This is a genomic window from Croceicoccus sp. Ery15 (genome assembly GCF_020985305.1).
Lineage (GTDB): Bacteria > Pseudomonadota > Alphaproteobacteria > Sphingomonadales > Sphingomonadaceae > Croceicoccus.
Genome location: NZ_CP087588.1, coordinates 2,325,866 through 2,351,412 on the forward strand (window position 1 = coordinate 2,325,866; position 25,547 = coordinate 2,351,412).

The 25,547-nt window shown below is 60.7% G+C and carries 33 protein-coding genes and 1 pseudogene; 20 read left to right on the forward strand and 14 right to left on the reverse strand.

Annotated features, from left to right (window positions below; all coding sequences use genetic code 11):
• Positions 1 to 33: 33 nt before the first annotated feature.
• Both LOZ77_RS11265 and LOZ77_RS11270 read left to right on the forward strand, forming a co-directional pair.
• Positions 34 to 1,563 carry a multicopper oxidase family protein gene (locus LOZ77_RS11265; RefSeq protein ID WP_047822785.1) on the forward strand — a complete coding sequence of 510 codons (1,530 nt, stop codon included), beginning with the start codon at positions 34 to 36 and terminating at the stop codon, positions 1,561 to 1,563.
• A gap of 12 nt (positions 1,564 to 1,575) precedes the next feature.
• Positions 1,576 to 1,791 (forward strand): annotated as a pseudogene (locus LOZ77_RS11270) (YHS domain-containing protein); the annotation flags it as partial.
• Between the two features lie 36 nt (positions 1,792 to 1,827).
• On the opposite strand, the gene LOZ77_RS11275 reads toward LOZ77_RS11270, so the two are convergent.
• Together LOZ77_RS11275 and LOZ77_RS11280 are read right to left on the reverse strand one after the other, a co-directional pair.
• Positions 1,828 to 2,268 carry a hypothetical protein gene (locus LOZ77_RS11275; protein ID WP_047822789.1) on the reverse strand — a complete coding sequence of 147 codons (441 nt, stop codon included), beginning with the start codon at positions 2,266 to 2,268 and terminating at the stop codon, positions 1,828 to 1,830.
• Positions 2,269 to 2,361: 93 nt separating this feature from the next.
• A complete protein-coding gene (locus LOZ77_RS11280) occupies positions 2,362 to 2,649 on the reverse strand; it encodes a hypothetical protein (protein ID WP_047822791.1) in 288 nt (95 codons plus the stop codon).
• 224 nt (positions 2,650 to 2,873) lie between these two features.
• On the opposite strand from LOZ77_RS11280, the gene LOZ77_RS11285 reads away from it, so the two are divergent.
• From LOZ77_RS11285 to LOZ77_RS11315, 7 genes are all read left to right on the forward strand, one after another.
• Positions 2,874 to 3,263, forward strand: coding sequence for a hypothetical protein (locus LOZ77_RS11285; RefSeq protein ID WP_224199577.1), 390 nt, complete (start codon positions 2,874 to 2,876; stop codon positions 3,261 to 3,263).
• 101 nt (positions 3,264 to 3,364) lie between these two features.
• Complete coding sequence (locus tag LOZ77_RS11290) at positions 3,365 to 3,556, forward strand: hypothetical protein (protein WP_053059238.1); 192 nt, start codon at positions 3,365 to 3,367, stop codon at positions 3,554 to 3,556.
• A gap of 781 nt (positions 3,557 to 4,337) precedes the next feature.
• Positions 4,338 to 4,676 carry a hypothetical protein gene (locus LOZ77_RS11295; RefSeq protein ID WP_230279198.1) on the forward strand — a complete coding sequence of 113 codons (339 nt, stop codon included), beginning with the start codon at positions 4,338 to 4,340 and terminating at the stop codon, positions 4,674 to 4,676.
• Positions 4,677 to 4,877: 201 nt separating this feature from the next.
• On the forward strand, positions 4,878 to 5,603 hold the full coding sequence (locus LOZ77_RS11300; protein ID WP_230279199.1) for an AraC family transcriptional regulator: 726 nt from the start codon (positions 4,878 to 4,880) through the stop codon (positions 5,601 to 5,603).
• Positions 5,604 to 5,677: 74 nt separating this feature from the next.
• A complete protein-coding gene (locus tag LOZ77_RS11305) occupies positions 5,678 to 6,562 on the forward strand; it encodes a sterol desaturase family protein (RefSeq protein ID WP_230279200.1) in 885 nt (294 codons plus the stop codon).
• Positions 6,562 to 6,843: a hypothetical protein gene (locus tag LOZ77_RS11310; protein ID WP_230279201.1), complete on the forward strand. Its 282-nt coding sequence runs from the start codon at positions 6,562 to 6,564 to the stop codon at positions 6,841 to 6,843. The genes LOZ77_RS11305 and LOZ77_RS11310 overlap by 1 nt, the downstream gene beginning before the upstream one ends.
• Positions 6,777 to 7,163, forward strand: coding sequence for a class I SAM-dependent methyltransferase (locus tag LOZ77_RS11315; RefSeq protein WP_230279202.1), 387 nt, complete (start codon positions 6,777 to 6,779; stop codon positions 7,161 to 7,163). The genes LOZ77_RS11310 and LOZ77_RS11315 overlap by 67 nt, the downstream gene beginning before the upstream one ends.
• A gap of 71 nt (positions 7,164 to 7,234) precedes the next feature.
• Here the strand turns inward: LOZ77_RS11315 and istB are convergent, their stop codons facing one another.
• Genes istB through LOZ77_RS11340 form a run of 6 tightly spaced genes read right to left on the reverse strand, consistent with a single transcriptional unit; the run spans position 7,235 to position 11,746 of the window.
• The gene (gene istB / locus LOZ77_RS11320) at positions 7,235 to 8,002 is read right to left on the reverse strand and encodes an IS21-like element helper ATPase IstB (protein ID WP_048578302.1); all 768 of its coding nucleotides are present in this window, start codon (positions 8,000 to 8,002) and stop codon (positions 7,235 to 7,237) included.
• On the reverse strand, positions 7,999 to 9,489 hold the full coding sequence (gene istA / locus LOZ77_RS11325; protein ID WP_081261070.1) for an IS21 family transposase: 1,491 nt from the start codon (positions 9,487 to 9,489) through the stop codon (positions 7,999 to 8,001). The genes istB and istA overlap by 4 nt, the downstream gene beginning before the upstream one ends.
• Before the next feature lie 59 nt (positions 9,490 to 9,548).
• Complete coding sequence (locus tag LOZ77_RS11330; RefSeq protein WP_370638001.1) at positions 9,549 to 10,910, reverse strand: NAD(P)/FAD-dependent oxidoreductase; 1,362 nt, start codon at positions 10,908 to 10,910, stop codon at positions 9,549 to 9,551.
• Positions 10,804 to 11,034 carry a GDCCVxC domain-containing (seleno)protein gene (locus LOZ77_RS17885; protein ID WP_082134709.1) on the reverse strand — a complete coding sequence of 77 codons (231 nt, stop codon included), beginning with the start codon at positions 11,032 to 11,034 and terminating at the stop codon, positions 10,804 to 10,806. The genes LOZ77_RS11330 and LOZ77_RS17885 overlap by 107 nt, the downstream gene beginning before the upstream one ends.
• The gene (locus tag LOZ77_RS11335) at positions 11,031 to 11,372 is read right to left on the reverse strand and encodes a heavy-metal-associated domain-containing protein (RefSeq protein ID WP_047819462.1); all 342 of its coding nucleotides are present in this window, start codon (positions 11,370 to 11,372) and stop codon (positions 11,031 to 11,033) included. The genes LOZ77_RS17885 and LOZ77_RS11335 overlap by 4 nt, the downstream gene beginning before the upstream one ends.
• An 11-nt stretch (positions 11,373 to 11,383) precedes the next feature.
• Positions 11,384 to 11,746, reverse strand: a complete 363-nt coding sequence (locus tag LOZ77_RS11340; protein ID WP_230281853.1) for a mercuric transporter MerT family protein — start codon at positions 11,744 to 11,746, stop codon at positions 11,384 to 11,386.
• Between the two features lie 59 nt (positions 11,747 to 11,805).
• Between LOZ77_RS11340 and LOZ77_RS11345 the strand changes: the two genes are divergently transcribed.
• Both LOZ77_RS11345 and LOZ77_RS11350 read left to right on the forward strand, forming a co-directional pair.
• Positions 11,806 to 12,228 carry a helix-turn-helix domain-containing protein gene (locus LOZ77_RS11345; RefSeq protein WP_010240361.1) on the forward strand — a complete coding sequence of 141 codons (423 nt, stop codon included), beginning with the start codon at positions 11,806 to 11,808 and terminating at the stop codon, positions 12,226 to 12,228.
• A 139-nt stretch (positions 12,229 to 12,367) separates the two neighbouring features.
• Positions 12,368 to 12,772 (forward strand): response regulator, encoded by a 405-nt coding sequence (locus LOZ77_RS11350; RefSeq protein ID WP_010240358.1) that lies wholly within the window; start codon positions 12,368 to 12,370, stop codon positions 12,770 to 12,772.
• On the opposite strand, the gene LOZ77_RS11355 is transcribed toward LOZ77_RS11350, so the two are convergent.
• Complete coding sequence (locus LOZ77_RS11355) at positions 12,765 to 13,844, reverse strand: sensor histidine kinase (RefSeq protein ID WP_054522828.1); 1,080 nt, start codon at positions 13,842 to 13,844, stop codon at positions 12,765 to 12,767. The genes LOZ77_RS11350 and LOZ77_RS11355 overlap by 8 nt on opposite strands.
• A 219-nt stretch (positions 13,845 to 14,063) precedes the next feature.
• Between LOZ77_RS11355 and LOZ77_RS11360 the strand changes: the two genes are divergently transcribed.
• The 3 genes from LOZ77_RS11360 to LOZ77_RS11370 are packed head-to-tail and all read left to right on the forward strand — an operon-like array spanning position 14,064 to position 16,155.
• Entirely contained in the window at positions 14,064 to 14,690 is a 627-nt protein-coding gene (locus LOZ77_RS11360; protein ID WP_050775909.1) for an acyl-homoserine-lactone synthase, read from the forward strand.
• A complete protein-coding gene (locus LOZ77_RS11365) occupies positions 14,687 to 15,553 on the forward strand; it encodes a phytanoyl-CoA dioxygenase family protein (protein ID WP_010239387.1) in 867 nt (288 codons plus the stop codon). Before LOZ77_RS11360 ends, LOZ77_RS11365 begins: the two co-directional genes overlap by 4 nt.
• A 35-nt stretch (positions 15,554 to 15,588) precedes the next feature.
• A complete protein-coding gene (locus LOZ77_RS11370; protein ID WP_230279203.1) occupies positions 15,589 to 16,155 on the forward strand; it encodes a GntR family transcriptional regulator in 567 nt (188 codons plus the stop codon).
• 14 nt (positions 16,156 to 16,169) lie between these two features.
• Here LOZ77_RS11370 and LOZ77_RS11375 read toward each other — a convergent pair whose 3' ends face one another.
• The gene (locus LOZ77_RS11375; protein ID WP_230279204.1) at positions 16,170 to 17,384 is read right to left on the reverse strand and encodes a site-specific integrase; all 1,215 of its coding nucleotides are present in this window, start codon (positions 17,382 to 17,384) and stop codon (positions 16,170 to 16,172) included.
• A gap of 127 nt (positions 17,385 to 17,511) precedes the next feature.
• Positions 17,512 to 18,222 carry a tRNA (guanosine(46)-N(7))-methyltransferase TrmB gene (locus LOZ77_RS11380; protein WP_230279205.1) on the reverse strand — a complete coding sequence of 237 codons (711 nt, stop codon included), beginning with the start codon at positions 18,220 to 18,222 and terminating at the stop codon, positions 17,512 to 17,514.
• A gap of 63 nt (positions 18,223 to 18,285) precedes the next feature.
• Here LOZ77_RS11380 and LOZ77_RS11385 point away from each other — a divergent pair, with 63 nt between their 5' ends.
• Complete coding sequence (locus LOZ77_RS11385; protein ID WP_230279206.1) at positions 18,286 to 18,561, forward strand: ribbon-helix-helix domain-containing protein; 276 nt, start codon at positions 18,286 to 18,288, stop codon at positions 18,559 to 18,561.
• Here the strand turns inward: LOZ77_RS11385 and LOZ77_RS11390 are convergent.
• The 3 genes from LOZ77_RS11390 to LOZ77_RS11400 are packed head-to-tail and all read right to left on the reverse strand — an operon-like array spanning position 18,558 to position 19,380.
• Positions 18,558 to 18,809, reverse strand: coding sequence for a hypothetical protein (locus LOZ77_RS11390; RefSeq protein WP_230279207.1), 252 nt, complete (start codon positions 18,807 to 18,809; stop codon positions 18,558 to 18,560). The two genes, LOZ77_RS11385 and LOZ77_RS11390, sit on opposite strands and share 4 nt — an antisense overlap.
• Positions 18,810 to 18,859: 50 nt before the next feature.
• Positions 18,860 to 19,069 carry a hypothetical protein gene (locus tag LOZ77_RS11395; protein WP_230279208.1) on the reverse strand — a complete coding sequence of 70 codons (210 nt, stop codon included), beginning with the start codon at positions 19,067 to 19,069 and terminating at the stop codon, positions 18,860 to 18,862.
• A complete protein-coding gene (locus LOZ77_RS11400) occupies positions 19,069 to 19,380 on the reverse strand; it encodes a hypothetical protein (RefSeq protein ID WP_230279209.1) in 312 nt (103 codons plus the stop codon). Before LOZ77_RS11400 ends, LOZ77_RS11395 begins: the two co-directional genes overlap by 1 nt.
• 135 nt (positions 19,381 to 19,515) lie before the next feature.
• Here LOZ77_RS11400 and LOZ77_RS11405 point away from each other — a divergent pair, with 135 nt between their 5' ends.
• The 5 genes from LOZ77_RS11405 (at position 19,516) to LOZ77_RS11425 (ending at position 25,525) form a co-directional block, all read left to right on the forward strand.
• Positions 19,516 to 20,556, forward strand: a complete 1,041-nt coding sequence (locus LOZ77_RS11405) for a metalloregulator ArsR/SmtB family transcription factor (protein ID WP_230279210.1) — start codon at positions 19,516 to 19,518, stop codon at positions 20,554 to 20,556.
• Positions 20,553 to 21,479 (forward strand): methylenetetrahydrofolate reductase, encoded by a 927-nt coding sequence (gene metF, locus LOZ77_RS11410; protein ID WP_230279211.1) that lies wholly within the window; start codon positions 20,553 to 20,555, stop codon positions 21,477 to 21,479. The genes LOZ77_RS11405 and metF overlap by 4 nt, the downstream gene beginning before the upstream one ends.
• Complete coding sequence (locus LOZ77_RS11415; RefSeq protein WP_230279212.1) at positions 21,476 to 22,537, forward strand: homocysteine S-methyltransferase family protein; 1,062 nt, start codon at positions 21,476 to 21,478, stop codon at positions 22,535 to 22,537. Before metF ends, LOZ77_RS11415 begins: the two co-directional genes overlap by 4 nt.
• A gap of 20 nt (positions 22,538 to 22,557) precedes the next feature.
• Positions 22,558 to 25,191, forward strand: a complete 2,634-nt coding sequence (gene metH / locus LOZ77_RS11420; protein ID WP_230279213.1) for a methionine synthase — start codon at positions 22,558 to 22,560, stop codon at positions 25,189 to 25,191.
• 94 nt (positions 25,192 to 25,285) lie between these two features.
• The gene (locus LOZ77_RS11425; protein ID WP_230279214.1) at positions 25,286 to 25,525 is read left to right on the forward strand and encodes a hypothetical protein; all 240 of its coding nucleotides are present in this window, start codon (positions 25,286 to 25,288) and stop codon (positions 25,523 to 25,525) included.
• The last annotated feature ends 22 nt before the right edge of the window (positions 25,526 to 25,547 follow it).

Below are 25,547 nucleotides of genomic sequence, written 5' to 3' on the forward strand. Positions count from 1 at the left end.
ATCTGGCGCCGCCCATCGCGAAACAGGAGGAGCATGATCCGGACACCCCGCATCACCCATGCATTATCCGTAGACCGCCGAGGACTGATCAAAAGCGCAGGCTTTGCTGCTGCAGGCTTTGCCGCGTTCCCGCTTGCAGGATGCAAAGCGCAAGACGCATCGATGCTGGACAGCACTCCAGGGTCCAATCCGCTCGCTATACCGCCCTTGCAGAGTGGCGAGATAGAGCAGGGCACGCGGGTTTTCCGCCTGTCTTTGACACCAGGCCAGAAGGAATTCGTCCCCGGTGTTGCTTCGTCCACCATCGGCATCGACGCACCCTATCTGGGACCGACGCTGGAAATGCGCCGGGGCGAGCGGGTGCAGTTCCATATCGACAACAATCTGGCCGAAGGCGCTACGGTCCATTGGCATGGTTTCGAACTTCCTGCCGCAGCCGATGGCGGACCGCATCAGTTGATCCGTCCCGGTGAACGCTGGAGCCCCTCTTTCGAAGTTCGCCAGCGGGCCTCGCTCTACTGGTATCATTCGCACTTGGAGCGCAAAGCCGGGCCGCAGGTCTATGCCGGGCTCGCCGCGCCGATCTATGTTCGCGATGACGAGGAAGAGCGCCTCGACTTGCCGAGCGACTATGGCGTCGACGACATTCCGCTGATCGTGCAGGACCGCGTGATCGATGGGTTCGGCCGGTTGGTGTACCCGCTGAGCATGCACACGCGGATGATGGGCATGCGCGGGAACCGGATATTCGTCAACGGCACTGAGAATGCCGTGTTCGACGCACAGACAGGCCAATTACGGCTGCGCATCCTCAACGGATCGAACGCCCGCTTCTACGATTTCTCGCTCGAAGGTGATCGTTCGATGCAACTGATCGCGAGCGATGGCGGCTTGCTCGATCGTCCGCACATCGTCCGCTCGGTCAGGCTCGCACCGGGGGAGCGCGCGCAGGTAATTATCGATCTCTCGGAAGGACGCCCGCTTCGCCTTCTTGCCAGCAGTCCCGAAATCGCCATGGGCATGATGGGCGGACGCGGAATGATGGGTCGCGGCAATAGCGACGATGCTTCCGGAGACGTGTTTCAAATCCTCGATATCAGGCCGGCAAGTTCGGCCCAGCGCATCAGGGTGCCGACACAACTGGCATCGCTTGCGCCAACCGACCCGTCGTCAGCCGTCCGAACCCGGCGTTTCGTTCTCGACATGGGCATGATGGGCGGCGGAATGTCCATTAACGGTGCTGCGATGGACATGAATGTGATCAACGAACGTGTGCCGGTCGGCCAATGGGAAATCTGGGAGATCGCCAACCCTTCGATGATGACCCATCCGTTTCATATCCATAATGTCCAGTTTCGTGTGATCGACCGCGATGGCCGAGCGCCCCCACCACTGGAAACCGGTTTGAAGGATACCGTTATCGTCAACCCGCGCGAGCAGGTTCGCCTTCTCCTGCGTTTTGAAGAACACACTGACCCAGGGCTGCCCTACATGTATCACTGCCACATTCTCGAACACGAGGATGCTGGCATGATGGGGCAGTTCGTAGTCGTGCAGAGCTAGGAAGGACAGGCGATGAGCAAGGGCGAGAGCGTGATCGAGGGTACTGCGATCAACCCGGTATGCGGCATGAGCGTCGCGATCGAAGGAGCCGAGCACATCGCGACGCGTGAGGGCGCGAAACATTATTTCTGTTCGTCGCGCTGCCACGACCAGTTCATCAGCGATCCCGAGCTATATCTGTCGGGCGCGCATCCAGACGCCGTGGAGGATGTGCCCGAAGGCACAAACTAGACCTGTCCCACGCATCCTGAACGCGTTACTAAGTCAATCAGGCTCGACGTGCGCGAAGCGGACGAGAAGGATGGTTAGCGCGGGCACGATCGTCCACATCGCGATTGGTATCAGCGCCAGGCCCGTCACTGGCTCGTGCGGCATCAACTCGCTGTAGCGCCAGCTCAGGAAACTGTTTGCCGGAAGCGATGTGGCGATCATTTCGACGGCGATTGCGACGACGAGCCCGAAGCCGAAATAGATCGCATAGGGTAGTTTGTCTGACTGCCAGGGCCACGCATGCCCGCCGCGCAGTGCAGCAAGGCTATAAGCTGTGAGCAGGATCACGCCATCGCCCAGGCTTGCGATGCCGCAGCGAATGGTCTGCTCATAAGTCTCGAGATTGCCCGGCTTGAAAAACGGCATCTGGAAGATCTCCCAGACGAACGCGATCAGGCTCCCGCAAAAAAAGATCAGCCAATGGGTTCTGGTCATTCTGCAGGCACGCCCGAATAGTCTGCGCCAGCAAATAGCAAGCGGCCGGATTTCCATTTCCTGCATAGCGCCTTCGCTGCCCCAAAGCCTGGATCAGTCATGGTTTTCGCGGCCCTCCGCCTTGGCCATGCGAGCAGCGCGTTCGAGAAACTTCCGCATGTCACCTGCTGCCAGTTCGGTAAGCGGATGCCGGCTCGCCTCGGGGCGCGGTTCGATCATGTCCGCACGCTTTCTGATCTGGTCGATCTGTTCATCGCTGGCCCCGGACAAAAGGCCAAGAACTATGTTCTCGAGAGTAATGAGGCGAATGCGCATTTGCACCAGCTCGGCATGATCGGGCTCCGGAATATCCCAGCTGCCGTCCTCATTGACCGTGCTCATGACTGCTTCTCCGACGGCTCTATTGGCACCATGATATTCCCCATTCGACTTTATCGACCTCTCTCAAAAAGGGTGGCCGAAAAACAGCATCGCTGCAACCGGCCGTGCTACGGCCTACCCGCCCCACCGCTTCTGCGAATTGTTTGAGGGGAAGGGCCGTCTGCTGCGTATAGACAATGAATGCACATGGCATTCACCGCAAAACCGACTAAGGGAATTCGACAATGAGACGCACAGTTCTTGCTTTCGCGCTCGCCACCGGCCTGACAGCCACTCCGGCATTGGCCCAGCAACAGCACGACCACGGAGCGAAAGCTACTGCACAGCAGCAGGGTCAGGCGGGCCACATGATGCAGGATTCGGAGGCCATGACGGCCCATCGCGCGAAGATGGATGAAATGCGCGCGCTTATGCAGCAGGCGCGCGCGACAAGCGATCCTGCCGAACGCCAGAGGCTGATGGCCGAACATCGTGCAAAAATGCAGGAGCACATGTCGGGCATGATGCAGGGCGGCAATGCCGATATGATGGCGGCCTGTCACCAGCGCATGATGATGATGCACGATATGATGGAGCAGATGGCTGCCCGTCAGGACTTGGCGCAAGACGACTAGCAAGTGGTGGTCCGGGCGAACGTTGCGATCATATTCGGTTCAAACCGTATCGGTCTCTGATTTGGCGGGGATAGCGCACGCAGGTTCATCGCTGGAATGGAATGCTGTTCGCCGGGCTCGGTCTGGCGATGGCCTATCTGGCGAGCCGGGCCTCCGATAGCCGGACTCCGCTTCGTACCGCAATCTTGATCATGGCGGCTCTCGACTTGTTCAGGAAGTTCTGGGCCGCGAACTTGAGCCTGGCCCAGACCACCTTGGTATCTCTTGGCTTTGAAGGATTGAATGATGCGTAGATCGAACTGGAGCGCGGTTGTCGCCCCTCTTGCTGCGGCGACACTGGCGATGGGGCTCGCCGCCTGTGATCAGACGCAGGATACAACAACTGAAGCGGATGCCTTGCCGCTGTATACAGCTCCACCGACCAAGAGCACGGTCCCGGGCGAAGGCGAGAAAGACAACGCTGCTTCTGCCGCTAGAGAGGCCAATTCGAACCGGTCGGCTCAAGCTTCTCCTGCCGGGAGGCAACCAGACCGACCGGCAACCGCTCCGATGGGAGCGCCATCGCCTGCGACCGCACGCGCGCCGACGGATGCCCAGCCAACACAGGCACCCGATCCGCATGAGGGTCACGATATGCCATCGATGTCGGACCACGACATGGACGGGATGTGAGCGAGCATGGTCCCGTTTCAGAGAGTATGGACCGTCACAGGGGTCTCGTGATGCCCATAATCCGCCTCGAAGCTTTCATCACACGTTCCGGCATGCCGATGCCCGCTCGATGTATCGATTTTCAAGAAAGGCGAGCGTTCAGGTGAAGGGAACAACCGAGCCCGTTTCCCGGCCGGTTGTCGTCTCTTCACCAATAGAATGGCGGCCCCGTCTCCCCCCGAGCCCTGCGGGTCGCAGGTATCCCGGGGCCGTTCAGGAACCCCGCGCTTGACCCAACCCTAGGCGCGGGGTTCCGCTTTTCTGGTACACTGGGTCTCGAGCGCTGGTTTCGACTCGTTTTGGCGAAAAGGCTGCAGTGCCTTGCGGGCTTGGACACCACTGTCTCTGGAAGGAGGACTTGTTGTGACTAGAAGAATGAAGGACACAGCGCTGTCCCGCTGGGAAGACGAAGGCGGAGCATTGCCATGCGGCCCCCAGGAAGCGCTCGCCGCTGCTTGCGAGGAAGAGGATATTCCCGCACTTTCGGATACCGAGCTGACCCAGCTGCGTATTCGGGTGATCGCTCTTGAAAACATTGTGCTCAGTCTGCTGTCGAAGGCAAGCGATGCGCAGCTTGAGCAGGTCGCTGCCATGGCCGACCTTATCACGCCGCGACCGGACGCCACGCAGCATCCCCTGACGATCCACGCAGCAACCCAGATGAACCAGCTGGTGGAGCGCGCTGGGCATTTTCGTTCCTGAGCCAAACTGGAACTCTCTGCGTCGAATAATTTCTCGGCAGGTCATGGCTAGATGTGTTGGTATGCCAGACCATACACTTGGCGCATTCGAATGCTGGAACGGCACTGAGTTCTGCGTTCGAGCGAATTTGGCGACCCGAAGCCTGCGCAGACCGAGGATACTGCCTAAATTGCCAAGCCGTTCGAGAGGAGTATTCCCGCTTTGAAGAAAACCGAGACCGAATGGACCGGCGAGATAATGCTTGGTGTAGGCTGGGCTCTGCTGGATGCACAGGTTGGCGACAACCGGCCCCACAGGCACGTGGCGCATCAAGTGAGTCTGGCGCTTGCAGGGACAGTCAGCGTCATTGGCACTGCTACGATGGATCTCGCAGAAGGTGCCGCAGTACTGGTGCCGGCGGGATTCGAGCATAGCCTACAGCCATCGGGGGCCGCCCTCCGCTCGCTGTATGTCGATCCAACCTTCCGCGGGGTACGCGACCTCGACCGGCTTACCGGCTTAATGACGCTGACGGCGGTTGAATCGAACTCTTTGGCAGTCATCCGATCTAGTCAGGATGCTCAACTTTGGATTGAAACCTTTCTGCGCAAAGGAGCCGTAACGCGGATTGATCACCGGCTTGGGCCAATTCTCGATAATCTGGACCCTGGTACTTCCCCGGCCGAGTTGGCGCGCATCTTGGGAATTTCGACAACCCGTTTGCGCGAAATCTCTGTTCGTGATTTTGGAGTGCCGACGACCAAGCTTTTGCAGTGGCTCCAAGTCCAAAAAGCGATCGAGGCCTTCGATCTCTCGCACAATCTGGCCGAAGCAGCGGCGGCCGGAGGGTTTTCCGACCAGGCGCATTTTACGCGCCGCCTTGTTGAGTGGTTTGGTGTGACACCGTCGCGCGGCCTCGCAAGGCTCAAGATAACGACATTTCGCTGATGATCTCAGCGAAACATTCAATACTGCGCACGCTTAGCCAGCGTAACTCACCATCAGACCTGATGGAGTTCTGCATGGCAATTTTTCGATCCCTGTACGCACCTTTGTATTTCCTGGTTTTTCTAGGCAGCGCCACATTGATCATATCGAATGGTGTGTCACGGGGCTGGTTGATCCCTCTGTTTTTCGGTTCGGTTGCAGTGTCCCTGCTCGCAGAGCGTATCGCGCCGTTCGATGATCGCTGGAACTCGAGCCATGGCGACTCGCGGCGAGATATAGCTCATGCGTTCGTGAACGAAGGGTCGATCCTCATCTTGGTTCTCTTGTTGCCCATTATCGCGAGCTTCGTTCCGTGGCCTTCGGTTTGGCCGGATGCATGGCCGTTCTGGACGCAGGTTGTGCTCGCTATCATCATTCTCGATGTTGGCATTACGCTCACGCATTATGCCAGTCATCGAAACGCGCTGTTGTGGCGGTTCCACGCGGTCCACCATTCCGTCCGCCGGATGTACGGTTTCAATGGTCTTCTGAAACACCCCGTCCACCAGTTGATCGAGATTTCAGTCGGCGCTCTGCCATGGTTGCTTTTGGGTATCCCCACCGACGTCGCCGTTGTCGGGACGTTTGCGGTCGTGATCCAGCTGCAACTTCAGCACTCCAATGTCGATATGCGGATCGGGCTGCTCAGATATCTCTGGGCCGTTGCACCGGTGCACCGCCACCATCACCTCGCCTCCGAAACCGAGGGCAATGTCAATTTCGGCCTCTTTTTCACCATTTGGGACCTGCTTCTTGGCACGGGCAAGTTTGTCTCGAGCGCGCATATAAGATCCGGAACCGTCGGCCTCGCTGGTGTGGAATCTTATCCCGAGACGTATCTGGCTCAGCTAACCGAACCGTTTAGAACGCGGCAGCCCTCACCCGAGACTGGCCCGGTACGAAACGAAGGGCAAGCGTGATGGCCGAGCAGACAAACTACACGCCGCCTGCGGGTTACAGCTTCCTGACGCCACTTTACGACATTGGTGTCCGGCTCACGACCCGCGAGGCCAAATGGCGCAAGACACTTGTCGGGCTCATCGCGCCGAACGACAACGATGTTCTACTCGATGTCGGAGCCGGAACGGGCAGTCTCTCGCTGCTCATAGCGCCGGCGATGCGGCGATCACCTATTTGGGGATCGATCCGGACGGCGATGCTATCGAGATCGCTCGCGCGAAAGCGCGGCGCGCGGGCATAGACGTCGAATTCAGGCGCGCGATGATGTCCGCAGATGCGGTCGCGGCCTGGCCTACACCGAGTATCGCAACGCTTTGCCTTGTTCTCCATCAGGTGCGCCTCGACGAGAAGATGCGGCTTCTAAGCGAGATCCATTCCGTGCTCGAACCGGGCGGTCGCCTGTTCGTTGCGGACTATGGAGAGCAAACCTCGTGGATCATGCGTAAGCTTTTCAGGGCAACGATTCAGCAGCTGGATGGAATTGCAGATACGCAGCCGAATGCGGATGTCAACGGCGGCGTAAAAGTCGTCCATTGGGCGGAGCAAAACCAGGCCACTTGATCCGGGTGTTGGCGAGCGCCGGGAGGGCGTAGCCCGAGCGGGGGTCGCCAACACCCGGATTGCCGTTTCTGTCAGGGGTTGGGACGTGCTTTGCGTGCCTGGCTCTGGGCCAGGCGATAGCTCTCGCCGTTCATCTCGAGGATGCTGACGTGGTGGGTGAGCCGGTCGAGGAGCGCGCCTGTCAGGCGCTCGGAACCGAACGTCTCGGTCCATTCGTCGAACGGCAGGTTGCTGGTGATCAGCGTCGAGCCGCGTTCGTAGCGCTGTGAGATCAGCTCGAACAGCAGTTCCGCGCCGGTTTTGGAGAGGGGCACGAACCCCAGCTCATCGATGATGAGAAGCTTATAGCCGGTCATCTGCTTGTGTAAGCGCAGTAGGCGGCGTTCGTCGCGTGCCTCCATCATCTCGCTGACCAGCGCGGAAGCAGTGATGAACCCGACCGTCAGGCCCTTCTGGCAGGCCGCCAGGCCAAGACCGATCGCGACATGGGTCTTGCCGGTCCCCGACGGGCCAAGGGCGATGACGTTCTCGCGACGGGTAATCCAGTCACAACGCGCCAGTTCGAGCACCTGCATCTTGTTGAGCTTCGGAATGGCGGCAAAGTCGAAGCTGTCGAGGCTCTTGGCGGCCGGGAACCGCGCGGCCTTGATCCGGCGCTCGACCATCCGGCGTTCCCGGTCGATCAGTTCCAGTTCGACAAGCCGAGCAAGGTAGCGGACATGATCTACGCCCTCTGCTGCGCATTGCCGGGCCAGCTTGTCATGCTCGCGCAGGAAGGTTGGCAGCTTGAGCGTCTTGAGGTGGCTGGCGAGCAGCAGTTCGGGAGCTTGGCTGCTCATGCCGCTGCTCCGCCGGTCAACAGCCGCATGTACGAGCGCGCCGATGTTGTCTCCACTCTGGCCCTGGGCAGGTAGGGATAGATCGCCATGTCCAGTCGGGGCGGGCGGCGCTCCACCCGGCATAACAGGAGATGCTTCACCGCATCGAAGCCGATCGCGCCCATATCAAGGGCCTGCTTCACCGCGCCATGCAGATCGGCCAGAGCGAAGCTCTCCAGCAGGCGCAGTACCTGCACATATTCGCGCCGGCCATGCTTGCCCATGCGCGTCTCCATCAGCCGGCGCAGCGTTGTAAATACCTCGGGCAGGTCCCAGCCCTGCAATGGTGCGGCCTGATCGAGGGCATTGATCTTCTGTTCGATCAGGGGAAGGTAATGGATCGGATCGAAGATCACATCCTCGCGCTCGTAGCTGCGCACATGGCGGGCAATGATCTCGCCCCGGCAACCGATCACCACCTCGTCGACATAGCCCCTGATCCACACCTCCTGGTGGCCGAAGCGCACCGGCACCGAGTAATCGTTGGTCCGGTAACGCACCAGCGCCTGCGATGAGACCTGGCCGCTGGTCTGGTCACAGGCCTCGAAGGGGGAAGCCGGCAGTTCCTGCATCGCCGCCAGATCGCGCCGCAGCCTCTCGCCAATCGTCTCACTCTCGCCCCGCAGCCGGTCGTTCTGCCGTTTGCGGCATTGCTCCTCGAGCCACAGGTTGAACGCCTCCCATGTCGGGAACCGGGGGATCGGCACCATGAAGTTGCGCCGGCAATAGCCGACAAGGCCTTCAACGCCGCCCTTATCGTTACCCTTGCCGGGGCGGCCGTAACGATCACGGATCAGGTAGTGCGACAGGAAGGCGCTGAACAGCCTCGCGCGCAGCCGCGTCCCGTCAGGCAGGATCTTCGAGACCAGGCAGCGGTCGTTGTCGTAGACGATCGACAGCGGCACCGCGCCGAAGAACGCAAAGGCGTGGACATGGCCGTCCATCCAGGCCTCGGCAACGGCAGCCGGATAGGCGCGTACGTAGCAGGCGTCGCTGTGCGGCAGATCGAGCACGAAGAAGTGCGCCTTCTGCTCCACCCCGCCGATCTCGACCAGAGCTTCTCCAAAATCTGCCTGCCCATGGCCGGGTGCGTGTGCCAGCGGCACGAACATCTCCCGGCTGCGCTGATCCCGATCCCGGATGTAATCCTTGATGATCGTGTAGCCTCCGGTGAAGCCATGCTCTTCGCGAAGGCGATCGAACACACGCTTCGCCGTATGGCGCTGCTTGCGCGGGACCGACCGGTCCCCATCCAGCCAGCCGTCGATGATCGGTATGAACGCTTCCAGCTTCGGTCGCCGCACCGGGGCGCTGCGACGGTAACCGGGCGGCTCGGAATACGACAGCATCTTGCGGACCGTGTCGCGCGATATGTTGAAATGCTTCGCTGCCGCCCGGGCGCTCATGCCGCCCGCGCAGGCAAGACGAACCTTCAGGTAAAGTTCCACGGTGTAAATCCCTCATCCCTCCTCGCCAGCATCGCGAAAAGGGAAAAAGTGGACGACTTTTACGCCGCCCGCAGCAGCACTTCGCCGCCGCTACCGTGGTCTAATTTTGCACCGCCGTTCTCAATTATGACCTTGGTTGCAGCGCAGCTTTCGCCAACGCGAAGGTTGGAATACCAGTCGCCGGTGTCATTTTCGACGACGCGGATATCATGTCTGGCCTCTCGTGCTTCCTCTTCGAGCATGCCAACACGGCTGAGCTCTGGTACCGTAAATACAGCGCTCGGTACGCCTGCATAATCCGGCTTTGTCCGATTGCCGTTGAGCATATTGGACGCAGCTACCTTGCCCTCGAAAACTGCGACAGGCGTAAGCGGCGCGCCTTGCGTGTCGGCCGCGTCGCCGGCAGCATAGATCTTGGGGTTGGAGGTGCTTTGCAGGTAGGCGTTGACCTCAACGCCCTTGTCACCTGCCTCGACATTGGCTGCGGCCAGGTCAAGCCGGCCAATTGCCGGGACGCGGCCCGCGCCGTGGACGACGAGATCGGCGCGCAAATCTTTCGTGCCGCTGTCAGTTTCTACCGTGACAAGAAAACCCGTCCCGTCCTTCTCGATCGCTTTGAGTGACGTGCGTCGTCGCAGTTGGACGCCGACTTCCTCGCCCCGCGCAACGAGTCTTTCGACAAGATCGGCATCGAAACCCTTGAGCGGTCTCTCGCCACGGTCGATGATGCACACCTTGCTGCCCGCGCGTGCTGCGATATGGCCAAACTCGAACGAGATGAAGCCGCCGCCGATGAACAGGATGCGTTCGGGCAGCGCATCGAGCCGCATGAACTCGGTGCTGTCGGTAAGGTGTTCGGAGCCGGGAACATCTATCGTCCGCGGCTTGGCACCCGTTGCGATCAGGAAATGGTTTGCCTGAAACTGCCCCTCGCCGTCGATTTCGACGGTATCTTCGCCGACGAAGCGCGCTTTCCCGTGAAGGGTAGTGACGCCGTTGCTCTCCAGACCGTTTTCGATCCGACCGGGCATTTTGTCGGTGAACGTCTGCGTGAAGGCGACCAGATCGGGCCAGTTGATGGCGATGTCGTTCGGTTCGATGCCCTTGCCGTGCATGAGCCGCGCTGCGTCGATGATTTCCGCCCCGCGGCGGAGCATTTTCTTCGGATCGCAGCCGCGCAGGGCGCAGGTGCCGCCATAAGGCAGTTCGTCGACCACCGCGACCGACCAACCGGCTGAGGCGCATTTGTTGGCGGCATTTACGGCCGCCATACCAACACCCAGCACTATAAGATCGAAGTTTCGCGTACTCATCTCACCGCCCTCCGCAACATGTGGCGCCCTTGCGATCGGCACGCGTTTCCTGGATCGGCGGGCAGGGGATGGTGCCGAATGAGCAGAAGACACAGCAATCGCCCGCATTGGGGCGGAGTTTCACACCGCAACCATTGCAATCGTAGAAAAACCAGCAGGCATCCGTCGGCATTCTTTCGAGCTTTTTGTACCCGCAAGTAGGGCATGTGATCTCGGACTTCAGTTTGATCATAGCGCGCTCTCTGAAAGGATCGCCGGATATCCGGCCTCGGTCGACGCCGCGGCGATCGCGCTTGTGGTTGTTCGCTCAGGATCGAACTGCGCAGTCGCCGTCCTGGTCTCGTAATCGATAGTCACCTCGTGCACGCCTGCCACGCCTTCCATCGCGCGCCGAACCGTTATCGGGCAGGTCGCGCAGGTCATATTCTCGACCGCAAAACTTGCCGATTGCAGATGCGCGGAATTTTGTTGAACCCGTTCGTCGGAGTTTGGCGGAAACAAGGTCGCTGCCCAGATACCCGCTCCGGCCAGTCCCAGTATCGCAACTGCGACGATCATCGTCTTCTTCATCTTTCGAACTCCTAGTAGAATTGCGGCGCCCACCACTCGACCGTGGACGAGGCAGCGACCAATACGGTCGCCAGCCACAGGGAGCTTTTGACGAGCAGGTTTGCTCCGGGCCGCGCGCAATATGTTCCGTATTCGCAAGGTTCGGCTTGCCGAAAATAGACGTGCCGGAATCCAAGGGCCAAAAAGACAACCGCAATGGCGATAAATACCCATTTGTACGGTTCGAGCGCAGTGAGATTGCCGATCCACGCGCCGCTGATGCCAAGGCTCAGCAATAACAGCGGGGCAATACAGCAGGACGAGGCGAGTATCGCGCCGAGCGTCCCGCCGCTCGCCCATAAGCGCTGCGCGTTCTTGTGCATTTGATCGACCATGGAAACCAATGTACTCCCTGTAGTAACTACAGGTTCAAGCACTAATTGGCATATGGCTCATGACAGCATCGCAAGTGATCAAACGGGGAGAACTGGCCAGACGGTCGGGCTGCAACCTTGAGACAATCCGCTACTACGAGAACATCGGTCTGCTTCAGCCTCCCGAGCGTACGGCAAGCGGGCACAGGCTCTATCCACCCGGCGACCAGGCGCGGCTCGGCTTTATCTTGCGCGGCCGCGATCTGGGTTTTTCGATCGAGGAGCTCAAAAGCCTGCTCAGCCTCGTTGATTCGCACCCCTACAGCTGCGGCGAGGTTCGGGATCTGACCAATAACCATCTGGCCAGCGTGCGAGCTAAAATTGCTGATTTGACTAGGTTGGAGCGCACGCTAGCCGATGTATCAGCCCGCTGCGAAGGCGGTGATGTTCCGGAATGCCCCATCATAGATACGCTCTTTGGTCGTGGTCCTGGCGCCCGATAGTGACGCAATGCCGTCGGAACGGGTGCGCGTCTTGAAGCTATTTCGATCGAAGCCGGATGCGACGAGGCGAGGGAACGAATATGCGCCCTGTCCGTCCCCTCACTACAGAGCCTTGTCATTTAACTTTTGATAGCCTTCCATGCCGACCACCATTCTGATTGTCGAAGACGAATTCCTCATAGCTGTCGAAATGGAGGCGGTGGTTCACGATCTCGGTCATGAATCCGCAGGCATAGCCGACGACATGCAATCGGCATTGGCAAAGGCTTCAGACGCGATCGATGTGGCGCTCGTCGATGTCAATCTGGCCGATGGAGCCACTGGTCCGAGGATCGGCGAGAAGCTTGCTGCGGATTTCGGGATCGAGGTTATTTTCGTAACCGCCAATCCCGCACAACTCGGCGAAGGGGTGAGCGGAACGCTGGGCGCGCTGGAAAAACCGGTCGATCTTAGCATTCTCAAGCAGGTTCTCGACTATGTCATTGCGGTCCGGAAGGGCGAAAAAATCGATCCGCCAGCCCGTCTTAGGCTCTTCTTTAACTAGGCTCCTGCAACCTGCTTTTTCGGACATCCATGACGAGTTCAACGCCATCGTCATGCCAGGTTCTCTCGTAATTGCCTCCTAGCTGTTGCTTCACGGCCAACTCGATGAGGCGACTTCCGAAACCCGTTTGAGGCTCACTCGCCTTGTCGATGTGAGCTCCGTGTTCCCTCCAGCGGAAGCGGACCATCTCGTCCTCGGTTGAAAGGTCCAGCGAAATCCTTCCCTCGGGATTGGACAGAGCTCCGTACTTCATCGCGTTGGTAGCCAGCTCGTGGAACACCAATGCAACCGGCGTGGCGGCGCGGCTTTCGACCGCGATATCGGGGCCGGAAATAGCAATCCTTCTTTCGGAAAAGGCAGGATAGGTCTCGAAGATCGTCGCAAGCAGCGTGGCGAGGGTCACTTCCTTGCCCTCGGGCTGGGACTTTTCGCTGTGGGGCCGGACGAATTCGTGCGCGCGCCCCAGCGCGGAAATCCGGCCCAGCAGGTCGCGCGACGCTTCACCGAACGCTTCATTTGCGCGCGCTGTCAGGCTGATCAAACCGGAAACAATCGCGAAGATGTTCTTGATGCGATGGCTGAGCTCTTGACTCAGGATTTCGTTTTGGAGGGCGGTGCGCTTCTGCTCGTCGATATCCGTACAAGTGCCGATCCAGCGCTGGATCTCACCCTCCTCGTTGAGGATCGGCAGCGCACGACCGATCATCCAGCGATAATCGCCGCTGTGATGCCTCAGGCGATATTCAACCTCGTACGGTTCGCCGGTAGCGAGGCTGTGGTTCCATTTCTTCCATGTGTCGGCCTGGTCATCCTCATGGAACATCCCGGCCCATCCTTCGCCGTCGGTTGATCCGACAGGGACACCCGTGAATTCATACCAGCGCGCATTGTAATAATCGTGGGAGCCGTCGGGAAGAGTCGACCATACCATCTGCGGCATGGTGTCGGCGAGCGCATGGAAAGCAGCTCCGGCGGATTGCAGCGCATGCTCTGTAGCGAGGGGCAAGACATCAGGCGCCGAAGAGGATTCGCGGCTGCCAAGCTGGAAGTTCGTGATGACTTTTGCATTCATAGCCAGCTTGTGACCTTCCCAGGATGAACAGAATCGGACCGATAAGATACCTGTCGTATCTTGATGATTTTCAAACGCTGACGCTCATCGCAAAGGTGGGATGGCCAGTAAACTCTCCCCTGTAGAGCGCCAGATGTGGCCCTCCCCAGTTCTTGGTATGTCGCTGCCTATCCGGATTTGATGAGATGCGAGCAGTCATCAAGTTCACAGGTAATCTTCATGCAGCAAAGCAGCGGTATAAATGGTGCAAACTTGGTCGATCCGGCACTTCGCGCCATGTTCGAGGCGCGCAAGCGCGTGTTCGTGGATCTTCTTGGGTGGGACGTTCCGGTGCTCGACGGGACCTTTGAAATCGACCAGTTCGATACGCCCTCGGCCGCCTATCTCGTCCTCACCGGCGAAAAGTGCGAGCATCGCGCATCGGCCCGGCTCCTGCGTTCTGATGGACCTCATATCTTACGCGATCTCTTTCCGCAGCTGTGCACCGGACCTGTTCCGCAGGATGAGGCATTTCGCGAGATTACCCGATTCTGTATCGATCCCACGTTGCCGCGCGCTGATCGCCGGAGTGTCCGCAACCAGCTCGTCTCCGCACTCGCCGATTTTGCAATATCGGAAGGGATCTCTGGTTATTCGGCGGTCGCCCCAGTGCCCTGGTTCCGTCAGATCGCCCAGTTCGGCTGGCGCTGCCAGCAGCTTGGACCGTGCGTTTCTATCGATGGGCAGCAGCTTGTCGCTCTTCGGATCGACATCGACCAAGATACACGCGCGCAACTCGCCAACGCAGGGATCTACTGCCGCAATCCTAAGCCGGAAGCCTATGGCGGCATGGAGCTGGCAGCATGACTGGGCCGAGGGAGGCGCATTGGCTCGATCAGCTGCAAGAGGATGGCTATTGCATCATTCCGCAGCTTGTCGCCGAGCAACAGATCGCCGCACTCGATGCCGACCTGGAAGGTGCATTTGCGCAGGCGCCCCTCGGCAAGGGAGACTTCTATGGCCATCGGACCAAACGGTTTGGAAGCCTGCTTCGCCGGTCGCAGGTCGCAGGCGATCTAGTCCTGCAGCCGCTAGTCCTATCGCTCGCCCGCGCAATTCTCGGCAGCGCCTGCGACCGGATACAGCTCAATGTCGCCCAGGCGATCGCGATCCATCCCGGCGAGATAGAACAGTTTCCGCATTGCGATCAGGATATGTGGGCAGGCCGCAAGGGCGATCACGAATATCTTCTCAACGTCATCTGGCCGCTGACCGAATTTACTCGCCTCAATGGCGCGACACGCATCTACCCCGGGACGCACAGGAAGCCTGTCGACAATCTCGAAAGTCTCGACGATCCCATAGTAGCTGTTTGCAAGCCCGGCGATGCGATCTGCTTTCTCGGCTCCACCGTCCATGGAGCGGGACCAAACCAGACCGAGGATGTCCGCCGCGGTGTCGTAATCGGCTACAGTCTCGGCTGGCTCAAACCCTACGAGAATCTCTGGCTGGCCTATCCACCAGCAGTAGCAAAAGAGTTCTCTCCCGAACTCGCCGAGCTCGCCGGATATGTGCAGCACCGTCCGAACCTGGGTAATTTCGAAGGGCAATGCCCGTCGGTTTTGCTGAGCGACAAGGTGCCCGAATTCCCTCAGGCAACCGATAGTCTGCGCCCCGACCAGAAAGAAGCGGTTCGTGAGTTCGCCAAGACGCGCCGCGGCGGACGATGAGTCCCGCTCACGTCCTCGAGCCTACGTACAGGCGGTTGAAAGATGCATTGCTGGAAGGGCGCTTCCGGGCCGGTACGAAGCTTGAGGCGATGCGACTCGCTGACGATTTCGGAGTGAGCATGACGCCGGTAAGAGACAGCCTGAACCAGCTTGTCGGTGAAGGGCTGGTCGACCTCACGCCCGGCGAAGGATTTCGCGTACCGCTGCTTACCGAACAGGCCTTGCGCGACATTCTGCAAGTCAACGCCCTGCTTTTGGAGCAGGCTCCCGACAACGATCACAAATCACTGACAATCAACGAAGGATCAAACGACACGCGAGGTGCTTATGCCGACCGATTGGCGCGCGCCTTCAGAGACATCGCGGCAAGCTCAGGCAATCGGTTTCGCGTACATTTGGTCGAACGCATTAGCGACAGACTCCATCCGCTACGTGAACTCGAGCCGGTGATTTGGCCTGGCGCGCCGCATGCCCTTGAGCAAATTGAGCGAAAAGCGCAGCAAGGGTTCGATGGCTCAAACCGAGCGGTACGCGCATATCATCAACACATTGAGGATCTGGTACCCGCTCTTGTCGGACGTTTGAACCAGCAGACGCCCTAGCCCTCGCCAATATTTTAGGTCGTCTCCCCACTCTCGGACAGAACCGTCGCGAGGTGGTCATTCCAGGCATCGAGCGCCTGGCGCTTTTCGTCCTTCCAGTCGTGGCGCTGGTAGATGCCGGCGACTCCGGCGCGAGATCCGCCCACATGGTTGAGAACGGCTTCGGTGACTTCAAACCGAACGCCAAGCCGCTGGAAGTTCGTTGCGAGGGTTCGTCGTAGATCATGAAGGCGCCAGGCTTCGAGCGGCTCTTCGCGACGTTCCTCGATCAGGCCATCGAGTTTCGCCTTCCCCTTGGCGTATCCCGTAAAGCCCGCCCCACTAGCTGTCGCAAAGACGCGGCCTTTGCGTGGCCACTTCTCGCCGCGAGCCTCCCGGTCGAGCTCGGCGATTGCAAGATCGTTGAGCGGAATGGAGTTTGGTTCTCCGTTCTTGGTCCGAGATCCGGGCAGGGTCCACAATCTTTCGCTGCGACTGAGCTCCTGCCATTGCATCCCGGAGACTTCTTCACGGCGCTGTCCGGTCACGATCAGAAGTCTGACAATTGGACCAAAGCATCGATGACATTCCGGTGCCGCGTCCCAGATATGGCGGAGTTCGCCATCCTTGAGCCAGCGCTCTCGTGGCTTGACCGGAGGCGGCGTTTCCATGCCCTCCATCGGACTGCGATCGATATCTCCGCGACTCACGGCCCAGCGAAACAGGCGCCGCATAACGGCAAAGACATTTCGCCGGTTTGCCACCTGCTTGGGCGGCATCTGATCGAGAACCGATACGACGTCGATCTTCGTAATCGCTGGCAGCGCCTTCATTCCGAATGTGGGCTTGAGGTAGAGGCGAATGGATCGTTCCACGAGGCGACGCCATCCCTCGCGTTTGCAGGAGCGGGTGAAGAGGTCAGCGTAATTCGAGAAGGCGAGGTCGACAGCTTCCCGTCGGCGCTGCTTTTCCGCATCAACCGGATCAATGCCCTGCGCAACAATCACCAACAATCGCTCAGCCTCCAAGCGTGCAGTAGTCGGTGTCCAGGGCGATCCATGTGATCCGATCGTGAAACGACGGGTCTTCGCTTCTCGTCCGCCCATTCGGAACTGGATTATGTAACTGATTGATCCAGCAGCTGTAATCTTGACGCCAAAGCCCTTGAGATCGGTGTCCCAAAGATAGTTTTCCTTTGGTCCAACCGGGAGCGAATCGACCGTGCGCTTGCTGATTTTTCCTGTTGCCATGCGATACCTCGTGGCCTTTTTCTGGCAATCACCGGGTAATCACGCAAGCGGAAAAAGGGGCGAATTGGAGGCAATCCTGGCGTAGATATTTTTGGCTAAGTCGTTGTTTTTACAACATCAGCGTAGTCTAGCGTCGCCTGAATCGAAAGTACCAGACTTCGTGGCCCAGCCGCCGTGCCTTTGCCTCATACCGCGTTTCGGGCCAGCCGCCGGGGCGGGTCAGGAAATCGGCGGGCGTTTCGGCCAACCATTCGAACTTGTCCGTATGGCGCTGCATCACCATCAGCGCGTGGCGCAGATAGATCGGGTGGTCGGTGCCGAAACGGAACTCGCCGCCCGGTTTCAGCTTGGCGGCGATCATCTCGACCGGGCCGTCGTTCATCATGCGCCGCTTGGCATGGCGCGCCTTGGGCCATGGATCGGGATGGAGCAGATAGGCGAAGGACAGCGCGCCATCGGGCACGCGCGACAACACTTGCAGCGCATCGCCCATATGCAGGCGCACATTGCCCAGCGCATCGTCGCGTATATGGGTCAGCGCCTGCGCCACACCGTTAACAAAGGGCTCGCACCCCACGAAGCCGTGATCGGGCAGCATATCGGCGCGATAGGCCATATGCTCGCCCCCGCCGAAGCCGATTTCGAAATGCAGCGGGCGCCCCTGGCCGGGTGCATCGCCGAACAGCGTGGCAGAATCGATCGGCCCATCTTCGGGCACGGCGATTTGCGGCAACAGCCGATCGACCAGATCCTGCTGCGACGCGCGCAGCGCCTTGCCTTTCGACCGGCCATACAGCCGGCTGAGCGTGGTGGGATCGCCTTCCTTATGCGCAGTCATGGCCGCAGCCGTTAGCGTCCGTTTCCTGCTGCGTCGAGAGCGCGATTGCGCTAATCGCGGAACATGACCCCGCCAGACGACGCGCCCCTCTATCACCCTCCCGTCAAGCGTTCGGTGGAAATCGCGGGCCACAAGACCTCAATCAGCCTCGAACCTTTATTCTGGGCGATGTTGAGGGAAGCGGCGGAACAGGAAGAAGCGCCGATCAACGCGCTGGTGGCGCGGATCGACGCACAGCGGATCGCCAGCGACACCCCGCCGGGCCTCGCCAGTGCGATCCGCGTCTGGCTGGTCGACCGTCAGGCGAAGCGTGTGGCCCCGCCTGACGATACGGTTTAATAGGTCGCGGGCGCGTCGCTGGCCGGAAAGCTCTGGTCGCTGGCCTCGTCCACATTGGTCCACTGCCGGCGCGGCTTGTCGCGCATTGCGGCAGGGCCCGAATCGCGGATCGGGGTCACTTCATCCGAAGCATCGGCATCACGCGGCTGGCCACCGGCAAAGGCGGCAGGCGCATCGTGTTTCGACTGGTAATAGCGGTAGCCGGCATAGCCCAGCGCACCCAGAGCGGCGAGTTTCAGCAAAGCCATAAAGCGTATCTCCTTCTTTGCCGGATCAACGCTTGGCGCGGCGGTTCGTTTCAATCGGTCCGGGCAAAGGTTTCGCGGGCGGGCGCAGCATCGGCACGCTCCGGCGCGGCAAGGCCGGCTGGCGGCAGCATTTCGGCAGCATCGTCTAGAACCTGTCGTTCCTGCGCATCGGCGGGGGCAGGATCGTCGATTGCCCCGCCGCAACCGGCCAGCAGCCCCCAAGGGAACAGCACAACCAGCGCAGCGGGGCGAAAGCGCATTATTCGCCTTCCATCGCGGCCGACAGATCGGCAGCGGCATCGTCGGCCGCATCGGCAGCGGCTTCGGCAGTGGGGTCGACCACCGGAGCGGCAGGTGTTACCGCGGCGGGTGCGGTTTCGTCGGCCACATCGGCAGCGGCGGGATCGACGGCGGCGTCTTCTTCCATGCCGGGCTGCGCCATCACTTCGGCAGCGGGCATTTCGACATTATCCGCCTCTGCCGGTGCGTCGGCATCGTCGGTCGAACCGCAAGCCGCAAGCAGCAGGGCAGGCGCGGCGACAAAAGCGGCGCGGGCAATGATCTTCTTCATAACGGTGAAACTCCCTCATACGGGCGCCATCCGGCGCGGGCATTTATGCACCATCGGGCGCGGACGGGAAGTTAGGGTGCATCGGCGCGGCAGGCAATCGTTGCAAACATATAAAGCTTTCTTTATATGTACCCCATGACCTCCGCCCCGTCCTTGATAGAGCTGCTGCGCGCGATCGACGATCCATCGCGCCTGCGCCTGTTGCGGCTGTTGTCGCGCATGGAGCTGGCCGTGGGCGAACTGGCGGAAGTGCTGGACCAGAGCCAGCCGCGCATATCGCGCCATATCCGCATATTGACCGAAGCGGGGCTGGTTGAAAAGCGCAAGGAAGGCAGCTGGGTCTTTCTGAAAACGCGGCTGGCGGGCAGCGCTTCGCCCATGCTGGCCGCGGCAGACCGGATGCTGGCTGCGGCGGAAGGAGAAGACGCCGGTTTCGCCGCGCTCTGCGCCGAAGACATGCGCCGCCTTTCCGCGATTCGCACCGCGCGCGAGGCCAGCGCCGAATTTTATTTCGCGCGCCACGCCGACGAGTGGGACCGGTTGCGCTCGCTTCACAGCGACGATTCGGTGGTAGAGGCGAAGCTGGCGGACCTGCTGGGACTGGACGCCGGCGACGGCGACGGCGCGCCGCTGGGCCGCTTGCTCGACATCGGCACCGGCACGGGGCGCATCGCCGAACTTTTCGCACCCTTTGCCAGCCATGTCAGCGCCATCGACAAAAGCAACGACATGCTGCGCGTCGCCCGCGCCCGGCTTCAGGATCTGCCCCCCGAACGGTTGACGCTGCTGCAGGGCGATTTCACCGAATTGCCCTTTGGCGATGCGGATTTCGATACGGTGCTGTTCCATCAGGTGCTGCATTATGCGCAATTGCCCGAACTGGCACTGGCAGAGGCGGCGCGCGTCACCCGTAGCGGCGGGCGTGTCGCCATCGTCGATTTCGAAGCCCATGCGTATGAGGAATTGCGCGAACGCGATGCCCATGCGCGGCTGGGCTTTACCGATGCGCAGATGGACAAGCTGCTGGCCGACGCAGGCTTTGCGCTGGACGATACCGCGTCCTTGCAGGGCGAGGAGCTGACCGTCCGCATCTGGACCGGCACGCGCCAACCCCCGATTTCCCACATCGCGGCCCCGCGCCGCAATTCCCACGCGAAAGTGCGACCCAACCCATGACCGACACTGCTTCCCCTATCGGCAGGCCCCTTTTCGCCTCGCTTCCCGGCGATATCGACGTTTCGTTCGAATTCTTCCCGCCCAAGACCGAGAAATCGGAACAGCAATTGTGGGAAACGGTGCTCGCACTGGCCCCGCTGGCGCCGCAATTCGTGTCGGTCACCTATGGCGCGGGCGGCAGCACGCGCGACCGCACGCACGACATGGTGGCGCGCATCATCCGCGAAACCGGCCTGCCGACCGCCGCGCATCTGACCTGCGTAGAGGCAAGCAAGGCCGAAATCCGCGAAGTGGCCGAAGCCTATTGGGAAGCGGGCGTGCGCCACATTGTCGCGCTGCGCGGCGATCCGCCGACGATGGGCGACACATTCGTGCCGCATCCCGATGGCTATGCCAGCGCCGCCGATCTGGTCGCGGGGCTGAAGGATATCGCGCCCTTCGACATATCGGTCGCCGCCTATCCCGAAACCCATCCCGAAGCGTTGAGCGCCGACGCCGATCTGGACAATCTGAAGCGCAAGCTGGACGCGGGGGCGAGCCGCGCGATCACGCAATTCTTCTTCGCGCCCGAGAAATATCTGGCCTTCCGCGATCGTGCGGCGGCAGCGGGTATCACGGCCCCGATCCTGCCCGGCATCCTGCCCGTGTCTAACGTGGCGCAGACGCGCAAATTCGCGCAGGCTTGCGGTGCGGTCATCCCCGACTGGATGGAAGAGCTGTTCGAGGGGCTGGATAACCGGCCCGAATCGCGCAAGCTGGTCGCCGCGACCATCGCGGCCGAAATGTGCCGCTCGCTCTATGCCGAGGGGGTTCGCGATTTCCATTTCTACACGCTCAACCGCGCGGAACTGTCTTATGCCGTATGCCATCTGCTGGGCATGCGGCCCAGGGAAGCGGCGAAAGTTCAGGAGAACGCAGCATGAGCATTACCCCCAGTGCGGCCCGCGCCCGCTTTCTTGAACAGGCGGCGCAGCGCATCCTGATCACCGATGGCGCGTTCGGCACCCAGATCCAGACGAAAGGTCTGGTCGAAGCCGACTACGCGGGCGACCTTGGCCTGTCCAAGGACCAGAAGGGCAATAACGACATCCTCGCCCTGACAGCGCCGCATGTGCCGGAATCGATCCACCGCGCCTATTTCGAAGCGGGCGCCGATATTGCCGAGACCAATACGTTCAGCGCCAACACGATCAGCCAGGCCGATTACGCGGCGGAAGCGCTGGTCGCGGACATCAACCGCGAAAGTGCGGCGCTGGCGCGGCGCGTGGCCGATGAGTTTGCCGACCGCGACGGTCGCCCCCGTTTCGTGGCAGGCGCGATCGGGCCGACCAACAAAACGCTTTCGCTGTCGCCCGACGTCAACGATCCCGGTTATCGCGAGATCGATTTCGATTATCTGACAGACGTTTACCGCGCCCAGTGCGAGGCTTTGGTCGAGGGCGGGGCGGACTTCATCCTGATCGAAACCGTGTTCGACACGCTGAACGCCAAGGCGGGCATCATGGCAGTGCGCCAGATGGAACAGGCGCTGGGCCGCGAGGTGCCGATCATGCTGTCGATGACGCTGACCGATCTGTCGGGCCGCAATTTGTCGGGCCATACGGTCGAGGCGTTCTGGTATGCGGTGCGCCATGCGAACCCGCTGACCGTCGGGCTGAACTGTTCATTCGGCGCGACGCAGCTTGCGCCCCATGTGGCGGCGCTGTCGCAGATCGCCGATTGCTGCACGATGCATTACCCCAATGCGGGCCTGCCGAACGAGCTGGGCGAATATGACGAAATGCCCGACACGACCGCGGGTTTCGTGCTCGACTGGGCAAAGCGCGGGCTCGTCAATGTGCTGGGCGGATGCTGCGGTTCGACGCCGCAGCATATTGCGGCCATGGCAAAGGCGGTCGAAGGCATCGCCCCGCGCACAATACCCGAACTGACCCGCAAGACGCGACTTGCGGGCCTTGAACCCTTTATCATGGCTGCCTGAACGGCCCGACAGGAATAATCATGTCTGAACAGGACTTTGCCGCAGCGGCAAGCCGCTTCGTCAATATCGGTGAGCGCACCAATGTCACGGGCTCCGCCCGCTTCAAGAAGCTTGTCATGGCAGGCGATTATCCCGCCGCCGTCGAAGTCGCGCGCCAGCAGGTGGAGAATGGCGCGCAGGTCATCGACGTCAATATGGACGAGGGGCTGCTCGACGCGGTCGTTGCCATGACGACCTTCCTGAAACTGATCGCGGCCGAGCCCGATATCGCACGCGTGCCGATCATGGTCGATTCCTCGAAATGGGAAGTGATCGAGGCGGGGCTGAAATGCGTGTCGGGCAAGCCCATCGTCAATTCGATCAGCATGAAAGAGGGCGAGGACGCCTTCCTTGATGCTGCGCGCAAATGCATGGATTATGGCGCGGCGGTCGTAGTCATGGCGTTCGACGAAACCGGTCAGGCCGATACCAAGCAGCGCAAGATCGAAATTTGCGAGCGCGCCTATAAGCTGCTCACCGGCATCGGCTTCCCGCCCGAAGACATCATCTTCGATCCCAATATCTTCGCTGTCGCCACGGGCATCGAGGAGCATGACCGCTATGGCCTCGATTTTATCGAGGCAGTGGAAGTGCTGCACAAGAGCTGTCCGCACGCGCATTTCAGCGGCGGTCTGTCGAACCTGTCGTTCAGCTTCCGCGGTAATGAAACGGTGCGCCGCGCGATGCACTCGGTGTTCCTTTATCACGCGATTCCGGCGGGGCTGGATATGGCCATCGTCAATGCGGGCCAGCTGGACGTCTACGACCAGATCGATCCCGTGCTGCGCGACGCGTGCGAGGATGTGATCCTGATGCGCCAACCTCCCACCGACAGCGGTTTCGAAACCGCGACCGAGCGGCTGATCGCGCTGGCGGAATCGTACAAGGGCAAAAGCCCCGAAGCCGAGAAACAGGCCGCCGAATGGCGCGGCTATGCGGTTGAAAAGCGGCTGGAACATGCGCTGGTCAAGGGCATCGACGCGCATATCGTCGACGATACCGAGGAAATGCGCGCCGCCGTCGAGCAGCGCGGCGGCAGGCCGATCGAGGTGATCGAAGGCCCGCTGATGGACGGCATGAACGTGGTCGGCGACCTGTTCGGCAGCGGCAAGATGTTCCTGCCGCAAGTGGTCAAATCGGCCCGCGTGATGAAGAAGGCGGTCGCCCATCTGATCCCCTTTATCGAGGCGGAGAAGGACGCGGGCGCAAAAGCCAAGGGCCGCATCGTCATGGCGACGGTAAAGGGCGATGTGCACGATATCGGCAAGAATATCGTCGGCGTCGTGCTGCAATGTAACGGGTATGAGGTGATCGACCTTGGCGTGATGGTGCCATGGCCCGATATTCTGAAGGCCGCGAACGAGAACGATGCCGACATCATCGGCCTGTCGGGCCTGATCACTCCCTCGCTGGACGAGATGGTGACCGTGGCCGAGGAAATGGCCCGCGCCGACATGGCGATCCCCCTGCTGATCGGCGGGGCGACCACCAGCAAGGTGCATACCGCGCTGAAAATCGATCCTGCCTATGAAGGGCCGGTGATCCACGTGCTCGATGCCAGCCGCGCGGTGGGCGTGGCTTCGCAGTTGCTCAGCGATACGCAGCGCGATCCGTTCGTCGAGAATGTGGCCAATGATTACGAGGCGGTGCGCATCGCCCGCGCCGGCAAGGGGCAAAGTGCATTGCTGCCGTTGGCCGAAGCGCGGGCCAATGGCTTCGCCGCGGATATGAACGACAAGCCCGCTGCTCCCACGCAGCCCGGCGGCCATGTGTTCGATGGCTGGGATCTGGCCGATCTGGCGCAATATTTCGACTGGACGCCCTTTTTCCGCGCATGGGAACTGGCGGGCAATTTCCCCGCGATCCTTGACGACGAGGTGGTCGGGGAAAGCGCGCGCAGCCTGTATGACGATGCGCAAAAAATGTTGCAGCAAATCATATCGGAACAATGGTTTACCGCACGCGGCGTGTGCCATTTCTGGCCCTGCAAGCGCGATGGTGACGATGTGGTCCTCGATGAAGGAACCCGCATCCCGTTCCTGCGCCAGCAAGTGAAGAAATCGCGTGATCGCGCTAATTTCTGCCTGTCCGACTTCATCGATCCCGCGGGCGACTGGATCGGCGGTTTTGCGGTCGGCATCCACGGCATCGACGATCACTCCGCCCGCTTCAAGGCGGCGCATGACGATTATTCGGACATCATGCTGAAAGCACTGGCCGACCGCTTTGCCGAGGCTTTTGCCGAACGCCTGCACCAGCATGTGCGCACGACGCTTTGGGCCTATGCGCCGCAAGAACAGCTGACGAACGAGGCGCTGATCAAGGAACAATATCGCGGCATCCGCCCCGCACCGGGCTATCCGGCGTGCCCCGACCATTCGCTGAAACCCGTCCTGTGGGACCTGATGGATGTCGAGGCGAAGGCGGGCATCACGCTGACCGAATCCAACGCCATGTGGCCGACGTCGGCCGTATCGGGGTTCTATTTCGGCCATCCCGACAGCCAGTATTTCGGCGTTGCCCGCATCGGCCGCGACCAGCTGGAGGATTATGCCGCGCGGCGCGGCGTGGATATCGCCACCGCCGAACGCTGGCTGCGCCCGAACCTCGAGTGATATCGACCCGTCGATGGCTGAACGCGGGGGTTTGACGCATGGCTCCTCCGCGCGCAGCATGGCATGCGTCAGACAACGCCAGAGGATCAGGCCGATGCAGGGCATGGGAGAGGGCGAGTGCCCGTTCACGTTCAACACCGACCCCGCCACGTTTAAAAAGGGCGACACGGTCAGCTATCGCGTCACGGGCGAGCTGGACGGCATGCCATTCGTCGGCACCCTGCTGGAAGTGCACGAGGATCACGTGCTGCTGACCAGTGACGAGAGCGATCCCGACAGCACCTATCGCGCCACTCGCGAAAGCCGCCCGGTGGTGGACGGCAGCCAGATTTGACATCCGTCTGAGGAAATCGGAG

Coding starts and splice junctions, on each gene's coding strand:
- LOZ77_RS11265 (WP_047822785.1), top strand. CDS start 34: ATGATCCGGACACCCCGCATCACCCATGCATTATCCGTAGACCGCCGA.
- LOZ77_RS11275 (WP_047822789.1), bottom strand. CDS start 2,268: ATGACCAGAACCCATTGGCTGATCTTTTTTTGCGGGAGCCTGATCGCG.
- LOZ77_RS11280 (WP_047822791.1), bottom strand. CDS start 2,649: ATGAGCACGGTCAATGAGGACGGCAGCTGGGATATTCCGGAGCCCGAT.
- LOZ77_RS11285 (WP_224199577.1), top strand. CDS start 2,874: ATGAGACGCACAGTTCTTGCTTTCGCGCTCGCCACCGGCCTGACAGCC.
- LOZ77_RS11290 (WP_053059238.1), top strand. CDS start 3,365: ATGCTGTTCGCCGGGCTCGGTCTGGCGATGGCCTATCTGGCGAGCCGG.
- LOZ77_RS11305 (WP_230279200.1), top strand. CDS start 5,678: ATGGCAATTTTTCGATCCCTGTACGCACCTTTGTATTTCCTGGTTTTT.
- LOZ77_RS11310 (WP_230279201.1), top strand. CDS start 6,562: ATGGCCGAGCAGACAAACTACACGCCGCCTGCGGGTTACAGCTTCCTG.
- istB (WP_048578302.1), bottom strand. CDS start 8,002: ATGAGCAGCCAAGCTCCCGAACTGCTGCTCGCCAGCCACCTCAAGACG.
- LOZ77_RS11330 (WP_370638001.1), bottom strand. CDS start 10,910: ATGCGGGCGATTGCTGTGTCTTCTGCTCATTCGGCACCATCCCCTGCC.
- LOZ77_RS17885 (WP_082134709.1), bottom strand. CDS start 11,034: ATGATCAAACTGAAGTCCGAGATCACATGCCCTACTTGCGGGTACAAA.
- LOZ77_RS11335 (WP_047819462.1), bottom strand. CDS start 11,372: ATGAAGAAGACGATGATCGTCGCAGTTGCGATACTGGGACTGGCCGGA.
- LOZ77_RS11340 (WP_230281853.1), bottom strand. CDS start 11,746: ATGGTCGATCAAATGCACAAGAACGCGCAGCGCTTATGGGCGAGCGGC.
- LOZ77_RS11345 (WP_010240361.1), top strand. CDS start 11,806: ATGACAGCATCGCAAGTGATCAAACGGGGAGAACTGGCCAGACGGTCG.
- LOZ77_RS11350 (WP_010240358.1), top strand. CDS start 12,368: ATGCCGACCACCATTCTGATTGTCGAAGACGAATTCCTCATAGCTGTC.
- LOZ77_RS11355 (WP_054522828.1), bottom strand. CDS start 13,844: ATGAATGCAAAAGTCATCACGAACTTCCAGCTTGGCAGCCGCGAATCC.
- LOZ77_RS11360 (WP_050775909.1), top strand. CDS start 14,064: ATGCAGCAAAGCAGCGGTATAAATGGTGCAAACTTGGTCGATCCGGCA.
- LOZ77_RS11365 (WP_010239387.1), top strand. CDS start 14,687: ATGACTGGGCCGAGGGAGGCGCATTGGCTCGATCAGCTGCAAGAGGAT.
- LOZ77_RS11375 (WP_230279204.1), bottom strand. CDS start 17,384: ATGGCAACAGGAAAAATCAGCAAGCGCACGGTCGATTCGCTCCCGGTT.
- LOZ77_RS11380 (WP_230279205.1), bottom strand. CDS start 18,222: ATGACTGCGCATAAGGAAGGCGATCCCACCACGCTCAGCCGGCTGTAT.
- LOZ77_RS11385 (WP_230279206.1), top strand. CDS start 18,286: ATGACCCCGCCAGACGACGCGCCCCTCTATCACCCTCCCGTCAAGCGT.
- LOZ77_RS11390 (WP_230279207.1), bottom strand. CDS start 18,809: ATGGCTTTGCTGAAACTCGCCGCTCTGGGTGCGCTGGGCTATGCCGGC.
- LOZ77_RS11395 (WP_230279208.1), bottom strand. CDS start 19,069: ATGCGCTTTCGCCCCGCTGCGCTGGTTGTGCTGTTCCCTTGGGGGCTG.
- LOZ77_RS11400 (WP_230279209.1), bottom strand. CDS start 19,380: ATGAAGAAGATCATTGCCCGCGCCGCTTTTGTCGCCGCGCCTGCCCTG.
- LOZ77_RS11405 (WP_230279210.1), top strand. CDS start 19,516: ATGACCTCCGCCCCGTCCTTGATAGAGCTGCTGCGCGCGATCGACGAT.
- metF (WP_230279211.1), top strand. CDS start 20,553: ATGACCGACACTGCTTCCCCTATCGGCAGGCCCCTTTTCGCCTCGCTT.
- LOZ77_RS11415 (WP_230279212.1), top strand. CDS start 21,476: ATGAGCATTACCCCCAGTGCGGCCCGCGCCCGCTTTCTTGAACAGGCG.
- metH (WP_230279213.1), top strand. CDS start 22,558: ATGTCTGAACAGGACTTTGCCGCAGCGGCAAGCCGCTTCGTCAATATC.
- LOZ77_RS11425 (WP_230279214.1), top strand. CDS start 25,286: ATGCAGGGCATGGGAGAGGGCGAGTGCCCGTTCACGTTCAACACCGAC.